Below are 21426 nucleotides of genomic sequence, written 5' to 3'. Positions count from 1 at the left end.
TTCTTCAACTTTAATTAATAAAGGACAAAAAATGCAAAATGGACAAATCAATCTATCCGATGTTTTTTATCAGGAAGGATATAGCATTCCTAATTATCAAAGAGATTATGCTTGGGAAAAAAAGAATTTTACAGAATTGTGGGGAGATCTCAGCGAAGCAATGAATTTTAAAGATGGACAAGGTCACTTTATTGGAACAATTGTTGTCTCCAAAAATGAGGAGGATAATAAAATATATGACATTATTGACGGACAACAAAGAATAACAACAATTTTTATGCTTCTTTATATTTTGGCTAGCAAACAATCAGCAGAAGAAAAACAAGCAACAAAAATTAAATTTTTAACCAGAAAGGGAGGAAAATTAAAATTTGAAGTTGCGCCACAGAATCAAGAATTCTTCAGAATGATATTAGATGAAGCAGAGAAAGGAGTTTTAAGTTTAAGAATTCGTGAACAATACGCAGATACAGAGGGGAAAAAGAATTTATTTAATGTGCTAAAAGAGATTTTGGATACCGTCAGCAAATTAAGCACAGAAGAAGTGGATAACTTTTGAATGCTCTTTTATCTATGGTTGTAATGTGGCTAGAAGAGCCAGATTCAGGAAGAGCGATTAAAACTTTTCAAAGCGTAAATGACAGAGGTGTTGCTCTTGATCTATTAGATAAACTAAAATCCCTACTAATTTATTATTCGAATACATTTTGCAATGGAAAAGACGGGTTAGATAAACTTATCAATAATTGCTTCGGGGATATCTTTAAAATCTTCGCAAAAATAAAAGAAAATAATCATATCTCTAGTATTGGAAATCAACAATTTAACGAAGGCGACATCTTTAGATATCATGCTGGAAGCAGAAAGTTTGATGAAATTGATTTCTTGGGATATTATCGAACGAGCACAGACAATACATACGAAGAATTTAAGGATGTCCTTAAACAAATTGAAAAAAGCAAATTGGAGAATTTTATTAGAACTTACATTGAAGATCTAAAAAATTTCTATCAAGCCTTTCTTGACTTGCTGTGTGAAATTGATACCAATCCAATTGTCTACAAAGCAATGCTTATCAATAAAATTAATCCCTATTTTTATAACTCACTTATCCGACTTAAGATGAATAATGAATTAGATGATGAAACATTTATACTTTTTGCAAAAACTAATATATTGTTCTTCAAAACTGGTGGTTCTAAAGATGGTACAGCATATAAGCTAATCGAAAAATATATCGAAGGTAAAAAAGAGGGGTTAAAAAAAGAGATGATTGCTTTATGTAGAAAACATTATAACATCGAGCGTGTTTCTCAATTCTTCGTTGGAGAAACGCTCAATTCTCAATACTTCCACTTTGCCTTTTTTGAAAAAAATTGTCGAGATATGGATATCTATAGTTTAAAGAAATTAATTAAAGAGAAAAAACTTTCTCAAGAGAAAGAACACATTATCCCATTAAGTCTATTGGACTTAAAAAATGAAATTGAGATTAAAAAACTTGGATTTGATGACATGGATGACCTTCGAAACCATATCAACACCTATGGAAACTTTATTTCATTGGAAAATTCTCTTAATACTAAGGCAAAAGATAAGAACTTGTATGAAAAAAGCGAAATTTATAATATGAGTGAAATACCTTTTAATAGGCAATTTGACACAAAAAATTTCAACAAGGCAGCCTTAATTAAAAGAAACGAAGAAATGCAACAATGGCTAATCAATATATTCTTTAAGGATTTTACTAATCATTAAAATCAATACCTCTTTTTCGAGGCATCAGGAAGCTCATCCACTTGATTTAAGAAAGAACAAGAATTTGCCCAAGTGTGAAATATTTTTGTATTTGAGCACTTTGGGCCACAGAATCCAAATCAGTATTTATGCGTTTGTTTTCAATATATCCCAGAACTAAAGATTCTTTTGTAATTAGAAAATCTGGAGCACCTCTGCCTTCTTTATCATTATTTGGCTCATGAATAATTTTTATATTAGCATTTGGGGGACTAAATTCTGAAATTTTTACCAATAAATTTTCCAAATATGTGCGATAAGTGTATTCTTTATCTGTTGGACTTATATCCTTTATTCGTTATATATAATCCAATAAGACTGCTTGTATATTCTTCCCTTGCTCCATATTTTCAATTTTACTATTGTTGCACAATGGTTTAAATCTATTTGGAATTTCAAAATTGCTCCACCCTTTAGATTTCAAAACCCCTATTTACTCCCACTCAATTGTTCCTGGTGGTTTGGAAATAATATTATATACTAAGGATTGGTGTCTTCTGTTTCATTGTTGGTATAATAATCTACATATTTTAAAAAACTATACTTACAAGCATACAAGCTGATAATTTGATAGTTTTTTAATAATTTCTTATGCGTTTTTATAGTCTCTCCACTTTCATCAATATCAACATCTCTTACTAAGCAAAAATGATTCCCAAAAAAGACCCACTTCCACAAAAACAATCCTTAACTAAGGAGTCTGGATTGGAAGATATTTAATAATACGTTGCAAGAGTTGTGTGTTTTTTTGTGTAGGATATAAAATATTTTCAAAACCTTTAAGCCCCCAACTATCTTATATTTTTTACGTCTGCATTCATGGCATAAACTTTTTCTTGGATTATTATTTTTGCTCCATTCTATTAAGCCCATATTTTGCAATCTATCAAGTTCGCTTAATGAAAAACACCGATGTCTCCCCTTTGGAGGTTTTAAGCTATTCTAAGCCTCGTCATTTTCGCCATTCCTTGTCTCTCCAGGCATACACAAAGGAATTGCAGTATAAAATCCTTTTAAATCTTGTTGCTTAAAACGCTTTTGTATCTCACTTTGTTTTATTTCTTCATATATACCATTCCAAATATGTTGAAGTTTTTTGTATAAAAATCATATATTCAACGCTTCTAGACCCCCCCCTTTTTTTTAGAAAAATTTTTAGGGTTACACTTAATGTGCGTAATATCATTGATAAAATGTTTCCTACCAAAAACTTCATCACATAACACCTTGACATAATGCCCATTTTTCTATCAATATGTAAACACCAACTCCTTCTTTAAACCATTCATTATTGAATTAAAAAGTAGGCGATAGTATAAAAAATCTAAATAAGTTTCCATATTAAATGTATCCCTATAAGCAATACTAAATTATCTACTCGCACTCATTGTTCTGCAAAATCTAAAAATACTATTTGCACTAAATGAAAGTTTTATATAGACTAAATCTACCTTGCTTTTTAAAAGGTTTTTTAAATAAAATTTAATCGTATTAATTTTTATTGTATACAAGTAGGCTTTTTTGTTTATGTTGCTATATAAACTATTTCTATAGGTTTGTCTTAAAAATTTATGTAATGCTAAAAAACATTGAAATAAGAAAAATATAAATAAACCTGATGTAAAAAAGTACGCAATATAAGGGTGGACAAATATGTTCATTTTTAAAATATCTTGCTAATACTACGTGTATTTTGATGCTCACCAAAATCTGTAAGAAATTTTACTTCTCCAATAATACATTTATTATTTAGTCTAGCCATAAAATCCAAATCTTTATCTCTAGCATATACTAAAAAATTAGTAGCAAGATTTTGCTTTGCAGAATTCAGGATACTTACATTCGCATTATCGTTTGTTTTCATAAGATCATCCAATCTAGTTGCTTGTAACCTGAATACTTCATTATCTATCCATCATTTAAACAAAAGGGGACAATTTGTCTATTTGTTTCTTTTGGTTGTGAAATATTCTATAGAATTCATCCAACCTCTATCCTTCAATTTACCACCAATTCATGCAATAATTATTAGAGACGCATAAGTATCATTTCTGGCATACCAAGCTCTCGACCTAAAGCTCTTACTTCATCCAATCAGGCAATCCAACTGCATTATGATGGCTTTTTATAGTCTTGCTTGGTCCTTTTACGCCTACAGATTCTATTACATCTGGATAAAGCGTGCCTTGTGCTAGGAATATTTAGATTATATATGGCTTATTGTCTGCAATGCTATTTGTAAAATAATGCAGATAAGTTTCTATATGTTCTACACCTTTTACACGAGGTTTTTTTGTGTTTAACGTATTGCGTAATATTATAAAACTCATCAATCTTAGCTTTATTATCTAAAGCTTCTATATCTTCTTGAGTTTTTAAATCTTTTACACTCCCGAATAATCCCAATTCATTTAATGTAGCAATTATCCAACTCCTTTCTTGCAAATTAGCACCATAACCTATGGTTAAATATCCCTTATCTCCTTTTGCATGATCATTGTAAGGCAATGCACCAAAACCCTCAACAACTTTAAGAAATTTAAAGAGATCTTCTAAATACTCTGTATTTTTTGTTGTTTCAAACATCAATTATTTCCTTTTTAATAAGTGCATTTTAACTCTCTTTTATTACCTTCTAAGAGATAAATGCGTGTTTCTGGATAAGCAGAATTCTCATCATGAATAAATCTCTTATTCCATAGGGTAATATAATTTTTTCCTTTAAACTCCATAACATCATAAACTAAATAGCTTAGTATAGGAATTTCAGAGTTAAATCTTGCCTGTTCTGGTATTCCTGAAATTTTATTGCTTGGCAGAGCATATGTAGTAAATGCTATGTGAGGCACTTCATTAACCATTACAACTTGATAACTAGTTTTTTCTCCATGAAAATGCAAATCATCTCCATAGATTTTATCACTTGCCTTTGCATCTAGCTTACCATTTTTATATATTGCAAGTGCACCAAAATAGTTCCCTACTGAAAGAATTACATTATCTAACACTCCATCATTATTAATATCAATTTTTCTTTTAAAAACGAAAGGATATCCCCCAATAAAATCTTCTATTGTTTTTATAATCTCTCTTTTTTCTGTGCAATAATGATAAAAAACGACATGTTGATTATTTGCTCCAAAAGCACAAAAACCTATACTAAAAGGAGGATTGACAGAGGGGGGGGAACTTCTTGCCATTTATTCTCATCAAATTGATCTTTTCTTGCATATTCACATAATTCTTTATTATTAGAATCTAGCACTTCTCCTAGAAGTTTAAGTAGTTGCGTAATGCGTTCTTCATAAGCATGTGTTATAGAATTAACTTTATCCAAATTTTTAATAAAAGCTCTTTGTGAATCTAAAAGATCTTTTAGTCTTTTTTCTTTATCAGGAAACTTAGAGATTTTTAACTCTTTTCTTAATTGTGTATAGACTTCAGCCATATAGCGATCTAAATTTTTTAACTCCTCACTTTCATCACTACATATTATCTTTTCTACTTTTGTAGTTGCTTTAGCACAATCAAAGCTAGGTTTAGCTTCTTTCGGGGATTGGGCATTAGCACTAATACCTAACATTAAACATAATCCTAAAACTACTAAAATCTTTTGCATAGAAACTCCTCCTTGTAATAGAAATTAATTTTATTTGTAGGCTTTTAAACTCATCATAGCTTAAATTTGTTATTTTAATTGATATTTAGTTTCCCAATAATTTATTTTTGTTATTTTTAATGACTAAAGAAATATCGTCAATGATATTTTCCATGTATTCCATCTTATATTCGCGGTTAATTCGAAAACAAATAAAAATATGATTTAAATCCACTAAATCCTTTGAAATATCATATTCGTAGTTTATATACAAATTATATTGATGAATACGCTCACAGTAACCTGCATAAAAATCTATAATTTGTTCCTTATCTTCATCTTGGAAAAATTGATTATAAAGATTGTATTTTTTGCAACCCTCTAATATAAAACACATCTTTAGTCCTAAGAAGCAATAAGCCATTGTGTATTTTATTTTTCATTTCAATTTTTGACTTAATGCCTCTTTATTAATTGTACTGTAGGCTAAGAGGATTATAGCAGTAAGATAATCTCGCTTGATACATCTTGCTTCTAATTCTACTCCACTAAATTGATTATGCAACTCATAAGGTGGAGTGCTTAAAGATACTTCCTTTTGTGCCTCTTCTTGGGCTTTTATATTTACAGCCAAATAAGGGCATATTTGTCTATCTTCATACGACACATCACGAGTTTATCAAACGCTTTTGTTGTTTTCTTATCTTTTGCCCTTGTTTTGTATCTTTTGGGATACTCTTTAGGATTGAAAAATAGAGTTTAGAATATAATCTATCAAGTTTTTGCAACTCCCCACTTTCATCATTGCATATTATCTTTTCTACTTTTGTAGTTGCTTTAATGCAATCAAAACTAGACTTGATTTGAGAATCTTTGGCGTGTAGTTTAGAATCTTGCTTAGATTCTAACAACTTTACATGTGCTTTTTGACTAGATTTTGCACTCAATTTTTGAGTGAGTAATGCTATGCTTAGAACAATAAATACTATTTTTGTCATTTGGAATCTCATTGTATTTTTATTATTCAACTTACTAGAATTTTAATAGTAATATATTAGCCTATACTGCCTATTATATAAGGCATATTCTCATTCACTCTTAATCTCCCCACCTTTAACCACTAAGCCATTAGAATCTATAACCAATCCTGTTTCATACGATTTGATCAATAATAAAATTCCTGATTGACTTTTGGATAACCCATTGACATAATTTTATAGGCTTGTTATTGCATTTGACTTTGCCTAAAAATATCGTATTTCTAGCTACTTTATTGATCATATTGCTCAAGGCTCATCAGGACCATCTGTATCAAAATTTGGATACGCAATGTAGGTAATTTTTGTATCTTTTCCTTGTTGTGCTAAAACAATATATACCGAATAATCTCTAGAATATGTAATCCAAAGCGTTGTGTCATCTTTATAGAGATAGCAGTGCATCATATTCCCATCTCTTATTTTGTCTTGCGTAGATTCTGAGTTTTGCTTTGGAAATTGATATGCTGGATAAATGGTCAGGGGGAAGGGAAAATGAGAAACAAACTCTTTATATGCAGATTCTAAATGAGCATTTGATACGATAATCATATATTTTTCCTCTGCACTTTGACATTCTGTATGTTTGCAAATATCTGCATAAGTCATTTTGCCTAGTGTTACCTTATGGCTTAAACTATCCCATGAGATAGCCATATCCTCTTGTAGCCATTGACTAGGAGATACTATCTCTTCAGCACTTAGCTTACAGACATCACTTAGCTTAGAGATAAGCTCTTCTGCATAAGAAATGCCTACAAGCAAGAAACCCATAATAAAAATTTTAATCATTTAAAATCCTTTTAGATCGAAATTATTCTGTGCTGATGGATAAGACAAATATTGTCTTGTATTTTTTTGCTTTAGACACAGAATTTTGGTTATTGGATAAGCCAATCATAAGCTGTGTGGCTTTGTTTACTCCATATCTTTGTGTTTTGAAGGCTACATGCATGCAGCGTGTATCATGTTTTTTTATGATGTAATGCAAAATTATATTGATATTTTCTAAATCTATGATTCTTTACTATAAATATCTCTGTAAGCTCAATCCTTAGCCCCCCCCTTGCTTCCATTTATACGTGAATCTTTTGAGGTCTATACTTCTTGTTGTCATTTTTTACATCCTAATTAGCATAAATCTTATATATTCAACTTTTTGTGATGTTTATATGTGTGCTCTTACTCATAGGTTATCCAGGATTTTAGTATAAGTCATTGAAGTCTTTCTTAGTGCTGATTGTTTTAGACAAACTTTTTAGTTGAACCCATATGTTTACATCCCTATTGTATTTCTATCATCTCATTAGATGTAAAATACTTGGCAAACCTATATTTTCCATCATTCTCCATCCTTAATTGCATCTTATTCATATTATACATTTGTTGATATTCTAGCAATAAATTTCTCATTCATAAAACTATTACTTAGTACAAGTTTCGTGTCGATCAGATTTTACATATTGTTTCGTATAATATTTATTTTCGTAGCTTTCACACTTAATGTTTTTATTGTAGAACAGGCTTCACAAATTTATATTAAGCAGCAGAAGAGTGTGTCAGAACGTGGGTTTAAAGATCTATATCCTGTAGCGATTTGCACGAGGTATTCATGCGTGACAAGTTGTCATTTATGAGTGGAATCATCGCATTCTTGAGGTGTTGTTGTGTTTTTGGAATCTTTTGTTTGCAGCGATTGAAGCAGTGTGATATTCTTGGATTGACATGATGCGTCTTGGATGACTAAAGTATCACCTCTTACTTGTACTTTTTGTGCTTGTGTTGTGTCGTTGTGTTGTATTTGTATTTTGTTGTTTGTAGGGGTATTGGCATGAGCTGTATAAATCATGCCGCATAATATATAGCCAAATAATAGAAATGAAATTTTATGTAAAGTATCATAATTTTTAGCATATTTTAATGTTGAAGAAGTTGTATGACATGTATTTTGTAGCGTGGGTTTCACACTTATGTTTGAATGTGTTAGGTTAATATTATTCAATCTTGCATGTTTAGCGTAATCGACACTAAGATCTAGCCTTGCTTTATTTTGTATTTTATATACTGCAATTTGGCTGATAGATCTTAAAGGTTGTAACATCTTAATGTTTAGATTCTTTAGAGGTTGGATTACATGGGTCTGTAGCCCATTTGAACTCATTTTAGAATTTTTATTTTGTAAAAAATTTTGCATATTAATCCTTTTAGAAATCTTATTATATTGTAAAAATATCTATATGACACAATCACAGACTTTGGTGACAAGTCCTGAAAAATAGATTAAGCCATTATCGTAAAATACTTGCAATCTCTCTTTGCTTGGTGGTATGAGCGTGTAAGTCTTGCTAAAATCTCTTAAACTCACATATACCGCACATGCACCTGTTCCACATGCTTGAGTTATATTTTCAACACCTCTTTCAAAGGTCGCATAATAGATTTTGTCATTTTCTCTTATGGCTATATTGATATTTGCATCATATTTGTGTCTCAAATGCGAAAGAAACTCTAAGTCATTGCTAAGCAGATTAAACTCTTTCATAGAGGTAGCAAAATATACTAAATGTGGAATCCGCATGATAATATGCTCAAACTCATAGACATTCCCTCGTCTATTCTCCACAACATTACCTTGCAGAGTGTATTCTCCAAGGTTACTTTGCACATACGCATGTTTGGAATCTACAATTTCTGTAATACTTGTGTCGATAATACCCGTTCCACTAAGAAAGCTGTGATTTTGTGTAGCAAGTTTATTGTGAAAGGCATATAAACTTGCTGCTCTGCTTGCATTCCCACACATACCAGCAAAACTTCCATCAGCATTATAAAACTCCCACTTGTATGCAATCTCCCTGCTTTCAGAATCTTTATTTTCATACGGCAACAACACAACCATACCATCAGCTCCAATCCCATAAAATCTATTGCAAAGTTTTATTGCCATTTTTGCACGATTTTGCTCCAAAAAACTATGAAATATTAAAAAGTCATTGCCACTTGCACAATACTTGCTTATCGTCATATCTGCTCCTTAATCCAACATATATCGGTCATAATAATACATTTATAATGACTAGCTATATGTAGATGACTGCAATACTCGCCTATTATATCTAAAATCATTAATTTTTAGTAATAAAGATTGTGGGCTTTATCGCAATATTAAGCTATTTTGTTATAATTCTGTGTCTTTTAATATGTATGAATATAGATTTCTAGGATAAAGGGTTGTTATGGGTAATGCAAACATAGATAATGAAAATATGCCTCCATGGGATACAAATAAAGTCTCGCAAAATCCAATCGATCATAAATTTACTTTTACACAACCACTTGATATTTTTTCAATGGCACAAAATGACGCGCAACTAAAGGACACACAAGCCCCACAAACTACGCAACAATTATATCAAACCATGCAAACACCCCTAAACCATATGCAAGATATCACCCCAACACCGCAAAATATACAAGATACTCATAACAAGATTCTACCACACAAAGATAATGATCAAACACAAAATAAAAACATGGAGGCAATAGCACTTGCACTCAAATACAGACCAAAGACATTTGCAGAACTTGTAGGGCAAGAAAGTGTCGCAAGAACATTATGTTTGGCTCTTGATAGCAAAAAAATCGCAAATGCGTATTTATTTAGTGGTTTACGTGGTAGTGGTAAAACTTCCTCAGCTAGAATCTTAGCACGTTCCTTGCAGTGTGAAAATGGAATCACTTCTAGTCCATGTGGTATTTGTGCCAACTGCATAGCAGCATTAAAAGGTGCACATATGGATATTACAGAGCTTGATGGAGCGAGTAATAGAAAGATTGATGATATGCGAGATCTCATTGAGCAGACAAAATACAAGCCAACAATGGGACGATTTAAAATATTTATCATAGATGAAGTCCATATGTTGACAAAAGAAGCATTTAACTCGCTTCTAAAAACACTTGAGGAACCACCAAGTTATGTTAAGTTTATTTTGGCAACAACTGATCCACTAAAAGTCCCAGCAACAATACTAAGTCGTGCTCAACATTTTCGCTTTAAAAGGATTCCAACAATCGCATTAAAAAATCATCTTGCACACATTTTACAAAAAGAGAATGTAAGTACAGATGAAGCGAGTTTAGATATGCTCATACGAAATGGACATGGAAGTCTTAGAGATACTTTGACGCTATTAGATCAAGCTATTGTTTTTTGCCAAAATAGCCTTACTGCACAAAAACTCGCGGATATGTTAGGTGCGTTAGACCCTAGTGCATTTGATTCATTATTTCAAGCTCTTTTGCGTAAAGACATGCAAGAATGTGTGCGGTTTGCTAAATCATTGGAGGGCTATGAGATTGAGATGATATTAGATGAGCTCAGTCTTTATATTAAAAATAAAATGTTAGAGGAGATTCCACAGATCCCACCTGTTTTGGGTATGCGTTATGCAAATATTATTAATGATTCTAAGGCAATGTTGCAGCTTGATTGCGATAGCGATTTTTGTCTTTTATTAACGATACTTAAAATGCTTGAAGCACAAAAGATACGAGAAGTAGCCAATGCTATAAAACAGCTAGAAAGTATGCAAACACATCTGCAAACAGAACAGATTACGCAATTATCAAATGAATATAATGCGACTACACAAAATCAAATGCAAGATTGCAATACCAACAACACAAGTGCTACACAAACGCATGTTATACAGCATTCTAGCAAAACAGAAACTCATGCAATAAGCACCAATGCAACAGAAACCAATATGACAGAAACTCATCAAGCAGCACAGGCGACAATAGATAATAGCTTGCAATCTCTACCAAGTGAGATGATAGAAGAAAATACTATAAAGGAGAGTATAGCTCAAGATCATGAGTTGCAAATGCAAACTAAAATAGATGCAGACTACTTGGATCATGCTAACATCAATCAAGATTCTAACACTCATGTTATATCTCAGGATAATGCCAATAATATCACCCATGTCAAAGAATCTAATTTGCAGACCAATATGCAATCTATACAGCATGAAGATGCCCTAATGACTTCAAGCCCACAACAAGCACAAATAAATGAAAAACCTTTTAGTCTTACAAAAAATAATCATCTATTTCTAATGCTTATAGAAAAGCTTTATGAGAGAGATTATAATATTGGGGATATTTTTGAGAAAAAAATTGCATTTGATAAACTTGAAGGGAATGTATTGTACCTTATTTTTTACACTACAGAGGATGAAACCCTTGTTTTAAGACAGGCATATAGCGGTATTATGCAGGTCATGAAAGAGGTTTATGGGGATTCTATAAAAATGCAGGTTGAAAAACAAACCCCACAAGATTTAGAAAAGCTTATGCAAGATAACCTAACCTCCACAATAAAGCATGCTGAACAAAGCCAAAACCTGCATGCCAGTACAGAAAATACAAATACAGAAACCAGTAATACACAAATACAAGAACAAGTAGCAGCTAAAGATCCAGCTATGCAGTTTATTGCACAACATACTGATGTATTGAAAAGTATGCAAAATGAGCTTGGTATCAAAGATATGAAAGTTATATCGCTTAAAAATCTCTAAAAATTAGGACAATTATGCAACGTATCTACAATAGCATACAGGCAAAAGATAATCTTGGTGAAATTATTGAGTTTATCAATTTATTGCAACAAAAAAATAGTTATACTAAAACGCCTATAAACATTATCCTTTTAAAAGGGCAGGTGGGTATGGGGAAAAGCCATCTTGTGCATGAGTATTGTAAGCATAAGGGTATTATGAGTAGCTCTCCTACTTTTGCTTTTTTGCATGAGTATGGTAATGAAATATTTCATTATGATTTGTATCTCAAAAATGATGAATATGCAATGATTAGGCTTTACGAATCATTAGCAAACAAGGGCTTACATTTTGTGGAATGGGGTAGCCAAGAATTATATTTGCAATTACAACGCATGGGATTTTCTTGTGTTCTTTTGGAAATATTGCCTACTCATGATACAAATATGAGAGCATATAATTTTCTAGTATAGCTAAGAAGATGGCAAAATAGATCGTTGCGATAGAGCTTTGTTAGCATATATGAAATACTTGAGTATCAATAGCTCATGAAAGGTTGGCAAACGCTAAGCATTTTGTTGTAATATGTTTGTGATTTTGCAATGATGTCTTTAGAATCTGTGAAATACAATGACTCATAATTGTTCTCAAATGCATTTTTACTCCAATTTGCACTTCCAAGTCCAATCAAAGTCCCATCAATAATAATCATTTTATGATGCATAATACCCTTATATTTTCCTGTTTTTGCTAGGTTACCCTCTAAAAGACATGTATGGATATTTGCAAATTTCTCAAGATAGCCAATCGTGCTATTATCTGTAGTTTTTTGCCCCATGTCATAAATAATATTGATTTTTACACCTTTACTACTTGCATCACGTAAGGCTCTTGCAATCTCTCTATTTGTAAAGCTATAAATGGCAATATCAATACTTTTATTGGCTTGTTTAATCACATTAAGCAATTCTCTTAATGCCTCTTGTTGTTCGTAGGGCATGAGGTAGATTTTTTCTAACGCATGTAGGGGTGTGAGGGTGCATATTATGCTAAAAAAGAGAAATATAATCCCTTTTTTAACTCGTCTAAGTAACGCATTTCTTGTAAATAGAAAGTATGTGTTTTTTCGCATTTAAACTCCCACTGTATTAAAAATAAAACAATTTTGTATTATAATGGCAGATTTATCAGTTTTTGTCATAATTGTCATTATTTTTTTACAATTTAAGAGAGCGTATATGAAAGTATTATTAATCAATCAAAACCCAGTCATTAAAAAGCTTGTTGGTATGGCGAGTAAAAAGCTAAATCTTGAGATTGAAAATGTTGCACGCATTTCCAATGACTTCAGGGCAAAAGACTATATATGTATCATTGTAGATGATGAGAATGTAGGCAAAAATCTTGAGCGATTAACTGCCTTGCAAGATCAAGTGAAAGTCTGCTTGTTGTTTGCACGCAAAACACAAATAAAAAAGCATGAATTCAATATTGCTATTCAAAAGCCATTTTTACCCACAGATATTTTAGAAATATTGAATGACTGCATACCAAAAGATGGGGAATTAAAAGCTACTGATGATGGTGTATCAAGCGAGGGCATAGAAGATTATGACAATATAAGTGCTATTAATGAAATTGATATGGATTTAAGATCGGCTGAAGTTACACCGCCAGATGGTATAAATATAGATACCGCAAAACTTCAAGCAGAAGCTGAAAAAATTGCAGATGAAGACACAGATGATATGCTTGATTTTAATCCCGATTCACTTGATTTTTCAGATCTTCAAGCTGCTGGCGAGGTTACGAGTGAAGCAACGCAAGATGAAGTAACCCTAGATCAAGATAACAGCACACAAATACCACAAGATACAGAACTAGACCAAGTAACACAAACACAAGATTCTGGAGAAAGTGCAGAGATAAAGCATACTAGCGAAGAGTTAGAGCATCGTGCTGGTTCAATATTTGATAATGATTTAAGTGATTTAAAGCCAAGCAGTGACAATCCTCTAGATCTAGCAAATTTTGATCTTGATTCCATTGTTGATTCATCAGCACTCAAAGCCGCGAGTTTAGGCATCCCTGCACAGATAGAAGAAGAGGCAAAAGAGATAGTAGATAATCTTGGCGATGATGAGGATGATTTGTTTTTAAGTGATGATGAAAGAGACTTATTGCAACCTAGTCCTAAGAAGTTTATGCAAGCAAAAAGAGAGGAAGAAGAGCTTAGAGCAAAAGAGCTTGAGAGACAAGAAAGCCAAGCAGACCATGATGGCGATTTGGAGGTTCAAGAATCTCTAGAGAGTGATATTTTAGGCGATATACTTGATGATGAAGTCTTAAAAAACGTAAGTGATGATTCTGATAGAAACGATGCGACACACTTAATAGATAATAATGTAGATACCAATGCTTTAGAATCTGCAGCAATAAAGAGTGATATAACGCAAGAAGATGATGAGGTAGAGTCTGGAAGTGCTATTGCAGAATCAGATGTAAGCAATTTGATTCACAATGATGAAGAGCTAGCAGATGATACAAAATTAACAGATGTGAGTTTAGATACACAGATGATCAATTTAGCACCACAATCACATACAGATAACAGCATAGATTCTATTGATTTAAGTGGGCTTGATGAAACATTAAGCAAACAGACTACTCAAGATAATGTAATTGCAAATACGCTAGATGATGCTTTTGATGATCTTACTGCTGCCCTTAATAGTGCGTTTGATAATATGATGGCAAATGACACATCAAACAGCGACACAAAAGACTCTCAAACTAATTTAGATCCATTGCAAGAGTTAGAAGATCTAGATTCTAAAATACAGATAGGAGAACAAGAAGAGAATCTAGAATTACAAGAAACAGAAAATAATAATAGTAAGGATTTAAACTCACAAATCAATGCAAATGAAGATTTAGCATTAGATGTAGATTTAAATCCTTTAGAAACAGAGATTAAAGCAGAGGATGACATCTTAGAATCCCTTTTAGATTCTGATGCAATCAAAGAAACTACAGAGAATTTAGCACAAGAAAATCTAGACTCTATGCAAAATGAATCACAAAATCAATCATCTAATGATCTAGATTCTAAAGAAACTAATGATTTATTGCTTGATTCGTTTGACTTAGATTCTATAAATCTAGCTGATAATGCAGAATCTAACATACATAATGATGGATTAAGTAATGAAACAGACATAGACTCTTTATTACAACTTAATGAGGACTTAGATACACAATTAGATGAGATACATTCAAGTGAAGATAAAGCATTAGAATCTACTACCACAGAGCAATCAAGCGACATTTTAACAGATGAGCTAGATTCTAGTAATTCTCTATCTAGTGATTTAGATTTAGAGACTAGCTTAATGGATGATGTGAATGACGTAGATATGATAGGCTCTAATCAGGCAGATATGGATCTAGAAGCAATGCTTAATATCGATGATGTGCCAGATACTACACGAAAAATAGATAGTGCTAAACCACAAGTATTAGGAGAAGATACCTTAGCAGAAGTTAATAGGGCACTACAAGCTTTAAACGATGATGTTGATGATGTGTCTCAAAGAGATGAAGAAAAGAGTTTGGCAGATGATACTTCCGTGCAAGAGGATATAAATGGAGAAATCAATCTAGGTGATAATACAGATGAGCTTTTGACAGATGTATTACACGATAATGGCATGGATTCTGATGTGCTAGATTTGCAAGGAGATCTAGATCTTAATATTGATTTGAATGAGGGGGGACAAATTGATCAAGAAAGAGATTCTAATGTGTTTGAAGACGCTTTAAGGCTAGATTCTAAAGATGAAAATATATCTAATATTTTAGAGCAACAAGATCACATTCCTCTTGATATGCAGACAATGCAAAATACACAAGATGAGGATGCTGATACACTTTATGTTACCTTGCCATCAAATGAAGAGACGCTTGAGAATCTAACAGAAACAGAGTTAGCTGAAGCTTTGGGTGAGAATACAGACTCAACCATTGTGCGTCTTGAACCTAATCAAGATATTCATGTGCAAGAAACACTTTCAAACTCTTCCTTGGCTAGTAAAGAAGATCTTGTTGTAAATGTGTCGGATGAACAGGAAGAAGTAAAATCTAGTATAGATGAAAAATTGATTGATGATGACTTGCAATTTGGGAATTCTAGTCGTGAAAAAAGTGAGATTCGTGCGGATAATGTAAAAGAGCTTGATGCAGATTCTCTTATTGATTTTTTCAAAAACACACCAAAAGAAAAATTGCATGAGATTTTTGATGGTTCTGAAATTAACTTTAGCATTCATTTTGGCAAGGGTAAGTAAGAATATCAAAGTATTGTGATGAATTGATTTGACCTTATTTCATCAATGTTTATCTTCACTACTTTGTCACTTGAATTGCCTAGATCTTTTAAGTTAGATTTACAAATGAAAATATGTGTTTCTTTTTATATATTTTAATGACCTGATAGAAAGGATAGATATGGTTATTTCAATTTTATGTGGTGGTAGCGGAACGCGTCTTTGGCCTTTATCAAGAAAGCTTATGCCAAAGCAATTTGCAAAACTAATTGGTGAGGATTCCCTTTTTAAAATGACGCTAGAAAGAAATTCTAAACTCTTGAGTGCACATGATAGTTTGCAAGTCATTACCAATGATCAACATTATTTTTTAGCCCTTGATATAGCAAAATCACTTAATATACATATAGACATGTTTATTCTAGAAACCTTAAGTAAAAATACAGCAGCAGCTCTAACCTTAGGTGCTTTACTCGTAGCAAGACAGAACCCAAATGAGCTTATCCTTACACTGCCTAGTGATCATATTATCCATGATGATGATGCATATAGAGCTTGTGTAGAAACTGCGTGTAAGTTTGCAAGTAAATGGGGGGGGGGGAACATTATAACATTTGGTATTGTACCAAATAGACCCCATACAGGATATGGTTATATTCAAGTTGAAAATAGTGTAGCACAAGAGGCTTATAAAGTCATGGCATTTCATGAAAAACCAGATGAAAAACGGGCAAAAGCCTATTTAGAAAAAGGTGGATACTATTGGAATAGCGGCATGTTTTGCTATCAAGCCAATACTCTTTTAAATGAGATGAAACACCATGCACCAGAGATTTATCAGCACTGCAATGCTTTATTAGAAATCTCTTTGCAAAATAATAAAAATGAGTTTGTGCGACTTGATAGAACTTTGAGTGAAGAATTACCAGATAAAAGTATTGATTATGCTTTAATGGAAAAGACCAATAAGCTTTATATGGTTCCAAGTCGTTTTGTATGGAATGATGTTGGAAGTTTTGAATCTTTGTGCGAAGAGTTGCCAAAAGATTCCAATAATAATACTATAAGTAGGCAGAGTATTGCCTTGCATTCTCACAATAACCTGATTATGTCAAATAAAATGGTGGCAACATTAGGGATAGATGATTGCGTTATTGTTGATACACAAGATGCATTGCTTGTAGCAAAGAAAGGTTATACGCAAGAAGTAAAAAGGATTGTAGCAGAATTAAGCTCCAAGAAAAGCTCATTGGTTGAGACACATAACCAAGCATTTAGGCCATGGGGGAGTTACACGGTATTGCAAGAAAGCCCTACATATAAACTAAAAAGCATTATTGTGAAACCAAAACATAGATTAAGCTTACAAAAGCATTATCATAGAAATGAGCATTGGATTGTTGTGAGTGGGAGTGCATTGGTTCAGATTGAAGATAAAGAGATATTTTTATCACCAAACCAATCTACATATATTCCAATGGGATATGCACATAGGCTAACAAACCCAGGAACAATTGATCTTGTCATGATAGAAGTGCAAGTAGGAGAATATTTGGGCGAAGATGATATTGTAAGGCTTAGTGATGATTATGCTAGACAAGATTGTTAATGGCTGCAAATTATAGAAATGAGATCATTATTATAATATCTACACATTGTGTAGTTAACCTCCATATGCAGGTGTTGTTTTATGTTGGCATCAATTTTAAGTCCTACATATTGTATTGTTGTTTTGTCTGTTTTTGTTGTTATATGCAGGGCTATTTAGCATTTTTTTATCAAGATATGTGCTATCCTTTATCTTTTTAAAATAAAAAAGATTTTAATACCTATCTTACTGCGGTAGTGTTTTATGGTTTATTCTTAGTGAATGATGATGAGTGTGGTTTTAGAGTTTTTATTCATATATTTCGTTGCTTTTTATCTTAAGATTGTATATTGTTGATATATGCCAACCTTCTTATATTTTTTCAATCTGTAGTTTTGGTTGAAATATGCTATATTGTAATTTTATTTTAACAACGCCTCTCTTTATCGCCCCTCATGGAGCAAAATTAGATTTGCAAAAATATCCTAAATTTGTATGTTATCTAGAATCTATGCATAAAATTATTTAATACATTATTTTTTAGATTTTAATCTTAGAATTTTTTGTTTTTAGTATCAAGAATTAATAAGGTTTTTCTCTACTTATACTTTGTATTAATGAGAGTTTAAAGAATATAAATACGAAATTTTCATGTATTTTTTAGAATCTTTTTAGTAGTTTGCTTTGATATGTGTATTGTTTTTAATGATGGTGGAGTTCATCTCATATCACGCTATTTCACCAATCAAGGTAGATCGCTTACAATAAGTTGTGAATGGTGGATGTAGCCAATTTGTGCTTGGGTGAGTTTTTGTGCATTTGGCGGAAAATAAAGCACTTTTATCCATTCTCTCCCCATGATTTCTTCATAGGTGAAGTCAGCTATCAAGCTGTAACCAAGCTGTCTTTGCCATTCACTCACTCCTTGGACTTCCCATAATGACATGTTCAGATTTAGTAACAAAGTCTCATCGTTTTTATTACTGCCTTTAGTAGTGGGGATTTGCTTTATTATCCTACCATTTGGTTTTTCATATAGATTTATATATCTATTTGTGCTGCTGATAGTAAGTTTATACATATTTAATTCTTTATTGATCTGCTTCATATAATCTTGTTTCTGATTTGGGCTATCTTTTAGCATTTTGAGCACTTTAATATTTGTTATTGCTATATCTTTTCCACTTGCACATGCTGAAAAGCTCCAAGGCATAACACCTATAATCTCTACTTCTACCTCATAGCTTACACTTCCACCAAGTCCTTCTTTATACCATTTGGGCAAAAGTGACACAAACATATCATAATATCTAGGTTTATCTAAGATAATATTCCCACCATTTATAAACTCTAATCTAGAATCCTTTGTCACAAAGGTGCTAAAATATGCAAAGTTATCACATGCATGAACTTCATTGGGCGGTAGAGAAAAATCTGCATTAAAAGTGAGGATTCCTTTGGTCTTTATTGGCTCTTTAAAGATAAATTTACATTCACCTCCACCCCCATCGCCATAATAGCAATATTTCTCTTTGTTATCTTTTTTATTAATTTTTGTAGCAAATATGGCATTATGCTTAAAAAACAGAAAAGATTCATAGGTGTTTTGTGTAGTAAAAACTTGCCTTAAATCTCTAGTATTTGCGTCATTAAACCAAAATAGCATTGCTTTATAAAGTTCATATTGTTCATCATGTAGCCCATTATCATGGCATAGAGGAATGGCATATTTTGCAAATAAATCCCCAAATTCTTTTACAAGAAATGGAGCAAGTTTGGAAGAATAAAGGCTAATAGATTCCTTATTGCCATTACTATTATATATTTTATTTTCCCCATTTATACAGGCAAATTGTGTAAGATTTTTGTATTCTTTATAGTTTAATTCCCTTTGTTTAGATATGGAATCTAAATGTTTAAGATATGTTTGCAGTCGTGTAAAACCGCCTTGTTTTATGCGACTTGTATTAATCGTGTTTGCAAATAAAAGTCCATGCAATACACATAGGATACATATTATCTTTTGCATATTTCTCCTTTAAAATAGAGCATGTATGTAGAGTTATTCATACATGCTTCTGTTAAGTATATCTATGAAACCATCAAAGCAATATATTTCAAATGTTCTTACAAAAAACATCTATATATGCATGGACTTCACTATCTCAATAAGTGTTTATATATAACACATCTTTATTGTGTGATTTTAGCAGACAATAAAATATATAGCAGAAGTAATTATAACCTACAATTAAAAATTATATATACTTTAAGTATGATTAAGAATTAATACAAAATATAGATGTTTTAAGATATAGGTTTTTGAAATGAAGTGTTTATATTTGCTTATTATTATCAAAAAGAATATGTATTGTATTAATATTATGTGTGTTAAAACAATTAGGACAACATGCTAAAATATACATTCTTTATGCCAGTCTTTAAAATGTGATTGGGAATGAAGATCTACATAGGTCTTGTGTGGTCTGACTATGTCCTAGAAAAAGAAGGTAATATATTTTATGGGTTGCCTGTTCTATAGATAGTTTTAAAAAGTGGAGGGAAGTAGTATTGGTAATGATTAGATGTAGTGTGAATATATTACTACGATATCTCCAGTAATACCCAAATCTCTTCTCTCAATAGGGATTTTTTCAAATTTTTCTTTACAGATACATATATCAAGTGAGATATAGGGTGTGTTATTATTTATCTTACAAGTTTGACTTGACATTTCTTTCCTCTCTAAGCTTCTCTATTTCGTTCATATCAAATTGTTTGTTATTTTTATACAAAATAGAATGAATATTATGAAAACTATAGCTCATTTCAAACATGCTTCCTTCATATTCATCATCATTTAAGGTGCATACAAATTCTGTTATATGCGGTTTTAAATTCTCAAAAAGTTTATCAAGATTTTCAATATTTTGCCCACAGACTTCAAAGTCATAAACTGTTTTATCTTTGATAAAGGGTGTAACTAATGCAGTATCAGTGCCTAAAAGTATTCCAAGCCAAGCTGGTTCAACAATGTCAATATAAAAACTTCCCAAAGGAAGCACTATTTTATCACCAATATATCGTTGAATAATAAGATTTTTGCTTGTAAGAAAGATTGATTTTATATTTAATGTTTTATACATTGCTAATGGACTTACCACAAACCACATTACAACCAATACAAGTAAAGCAATTGTGATAGATAAGCTATTATCATCTCTACTTAAATATTTTTGTGTGCCTATAATAATATAATATATACCGCCAAAGAAATATATATATCGTGCAAACCAAGAGTAAAAGAAGCTCAAACTTTTTTTATGTTTCAACTCCCACACAATCTCATCACCATTAGAATCTAGCTTTATGTTATCTTTGTTTTTAGTGTCGTTGTTTTTAGTGTCGTTGGGTTTTTTAGATTCTAAATAATTAGATTTTAGTGTGCTAGATTCTAGCTTTGTAGATTCTATGTTTATAGAAGTTTGTTTTATAGAATCTCGCTTTATAGATT

Annotated in this window: 16 protein-coding genes and 4 pseudogenes; 5 read left to right on the top strand and 15 right to left on the bottom strand. The window is 31.8% G+C overall.

Annotated elements, in window-relative coordinates:
* Nucleotides 1-31 precede the first annotated feature (31 nt).
* Nucleotides 32-1758: pseudogene (locus LS81_RS08900) on the top strand (DUF262 domain-containing protein).
* A gap of 46 nt (nucleotides 1759-1804) precedes the next feature.
* Here the strand turns inward: LS81_RS08900 and LS81_RS08895 are convergent.
* From LS81_RS08895 to dapF, 11 genes and pseudogenes are all read right to left on the bottom strand, one after another.
* Nucleotides 1805-2044 (bottom strand): hypothetical protein, encoded by a 240-nt coding sequence (locus tag LS81_RS08895; RefSeq protein WP_161976758.1) that lies wholly within the window; start codon nucleotides 2042-2044, stop codon nucleotides 1805-1807.
* A 233-nt stretch (nucleotides 2045-2277) separates the two neighbouring features.
* Complete coding sequence (locus tag LS81_RS08890; protein WP_034345738.1) at nucleotides 2278-2475, bottom strand: hypothetical protein; 198 nt, start codon at nucleotides 2473-2475, stop codon at nucleotides 2278-2280.
* 1006 nt (nucleotides 2476-3481) lie between these two features.
* Nucleotides 3482-3709: pseudogene (locus LS81_RS08885) on the bottom strand (restriction endonuclease); the annotation flags it as partial.
* A 320-nt stretch (nucleotides 3710-4029) separates the two neighbouring features.
* Complete coding sequence (locus tag LS81_RS08875; protein ID WP_034345733.1) at nucleotides 4030-4383, bottom strand: hypothetical protein; 354 nt, start codon at nucleotides 4381-4383, stop codon at nucleotides 4030-4032.
* A gap of 14 nt (nucleotides 4384-4397) precedes the next feature.
* Nucleotides 4398-5416, bottom strand: a pseudogene (locus LS81_RS12540) (lysozyme inhibitor LprI family protein).
* Between the two features lie 85 nt (nucleotides 5417-5501).
* Nucleotides 5502-5792 carry a hypothetical protein gene (locus LS81_RS08865; protein WP_104696423.1) on the bottom strand — a complete coding sequence of 97 codons (291 nt, stop codon included), beginning with the start codon at nucleotides 5790-5792 and terminating at the stop codon, nucleotides 5502-5504.
* 42 nt (nucleotides 5793-5834) lie between these two features.
* On the bottom strand, nucleotides 5835-6062 hold the full coding sequence (locus LS81_RS08860; protein ID WP_034346459.1) for a hypothetical protein: 228 nt from the start codon (nucleotides 6060-6062) through the stop codon (nucleotides 5835-5837).
* Nucleotide 6063: 1 nt separating this feature from the next.
* The gene (locus tag LS81_RS11690) at nucleotides 6064-6393 is read right to left on the bottom strand and encodes a lysozyme inhibitor LprI family protein (protein ID WP_034346460.1); all 330 of its coding nucleotides are present in this window, start codon (nucleotides 6391-6393) and stop codon (nucleotides 6064-6066) included.
* 288 nt (nucleotides 6394-6681) lie between these two features.
* Nucleotides 6682-7224, bottom strand: coding sequence for a hypothetical protein (locus LS81_RS08850; protein WP_034346461.1), 543 nt, complete (start codon nucleotides 7222-7224; stop codon nucleotides 6682-6684).
* A gap of 835 nt (nucleotides 7225-8059) precedes the next feature.
* Nucleotides 8060-8626: a hypothetical protein gene (locus tag LS81_RS08845; protein WP_052096543.1), complete on the bottom strand. Its 567-nt coding sequence runs from the start codon at nucleotides 8624-8626 to the stop codon at nucleotides 8060-8062.
* A 39-nt stretch (nucleotides 8627-8665) separates the two neighbouring features.
* Entirely contained in the window at nucleotides 8666-9457 is a 792-nt protein-coding gene (gene dapF, locus LS81_RS08840) for a diaminopimelate epimerase (protein ID WP_034346463.1), read from the bottom strand.
* 211 nt (nucleotides 9458-9668) lie between these two features.
* Here dapF and dnaX point away from each other — a divergent pair, with 211 nt between their 5' ends.
* A complete protein-coding gene (gene dnaX / locus LS81_RS08835; protein WP_052096544.1) occupies nucleotides 9669-12020 on the top strand; it encodes a DNA polymerase III subunit gamma/tau in 2352 nt (783 codons plus the stop codon).
* A gap of 14 nt (nucleotides 12021-12034) precedes the next feature.
* Nucleotides 12035-12472 carry a tRNA (adenosine(37)-N6)-threonylcarbamoyltransferase complex ATPase subunit type 1 TsaE gene (locus LS81_RS08830; protein WP_034346464.1) on the top strand — a complete coding sequence of 146 codons (438 nt, stop codon included), beginning with the start codon at nucleotides 12035-12037 and terminating at the stop codon, nucleotides 12470-12472.
* 65 nt (nucleotides 12473-12537) lie between these two features.
* Here LS81_RS08830 and LS81_RS08825 read toward each other — a convergent pair whose 3' ends face one another.
* Nucleotides 12538-13131 carry a phospholipase D-like domain-containing protein gene (locus LS81_RS08825; RefSeq protein WP_081955925.1) on the bottom strand — a complete coding sequence of 198 codons (594 nt, stop codon included), beginning with the start codon at nucleotides 13129-13131 and terminating at the stop codon, nucleotides 12538-12540.
* Nucleotides 13132-13237: 106 nt separating this feature from the next.
* On the opposite strand from LS81_RS08825, the gene LS81_RS08820 reads away from it, so the two are divergent.
* The gene (locus tag LS81_RS08820; RefSeq protein WP_034346466.1) at nucleotides 13238-16345 is read left to right on the top strand and encodes a hypothetical protein; all 3108 of its coding nucleotides are present in this window, start codon (nucleotides 13238-13240) and stop codon (nucleotides 16343-16345) included.
* Between the two features lie 160 nt (nucleotides 16346-16505).
* On the top strand, nucleotides 16506-17933 hold the full coding sequence (locus LS81_RS08815) for a mannose-1-phosphate guanylyltransferase/mannose-6-phosphate isomerase (RefSeq protein WP_138069899.1): 1428 nt from the start codon (nucleotides 16506-16508) through the stop codon (nucleotides 17931-17933).
* A 724-nt stretch (nucleotides 17934-18657) separates the two neighbouring features.
* Here the strand turns inward: LS81_RS08815 and LS81_RS08810 are convergent.
* The 3 genes and pseudogenes from LS81_RS08810 to LS81_RS11345 all read right to left on the bottom strand — a co-directional run.
* Complete coding sequence (locus LS81_RS08810) at nucleotides 18658-19941, bottom strand: hypothetical protein (protein ID WP_034346626.1); 1284 nt, start codon at nucleotides 19939-19941, stop codon at nucleotides 18658-18660.
* 552 nt (nucleotides 19942-20493) lie between these two features.
* Nucleotides 20494-20646: a hypothetical protein gene (locus LS81_RS11350; RefSeq protein ID WP_158659391.1), complete on the bottom strand. Its 153-nt coding sequence runs from the start codon at nucleotides 20644-20646 to the stop codon at nucleotides 20494-20496.
* A pseudogene (locus tag LS81_RS11345) lies at nucleotides 20627-21426 on the bottom strand (hypothetical protein); the annotation flags it as partial. The gene LS81_RS11350 and the pseudogene LS81_RS11345, both read right to left, overlap by 20 nt.

The sequence above is a fragment of the Helicobacter trogontum genome (assembly GCF_000765905.2).
GTDB lineage: Bacteria > Campylobacterota > Campylobacteria > Campylobacterales > Helicobacteraceae > Helicobacter_A > Helicobacter_A trogontum.
This window is presented reverse-complemented; position numbering and strand designations above follow the sequence as displayed.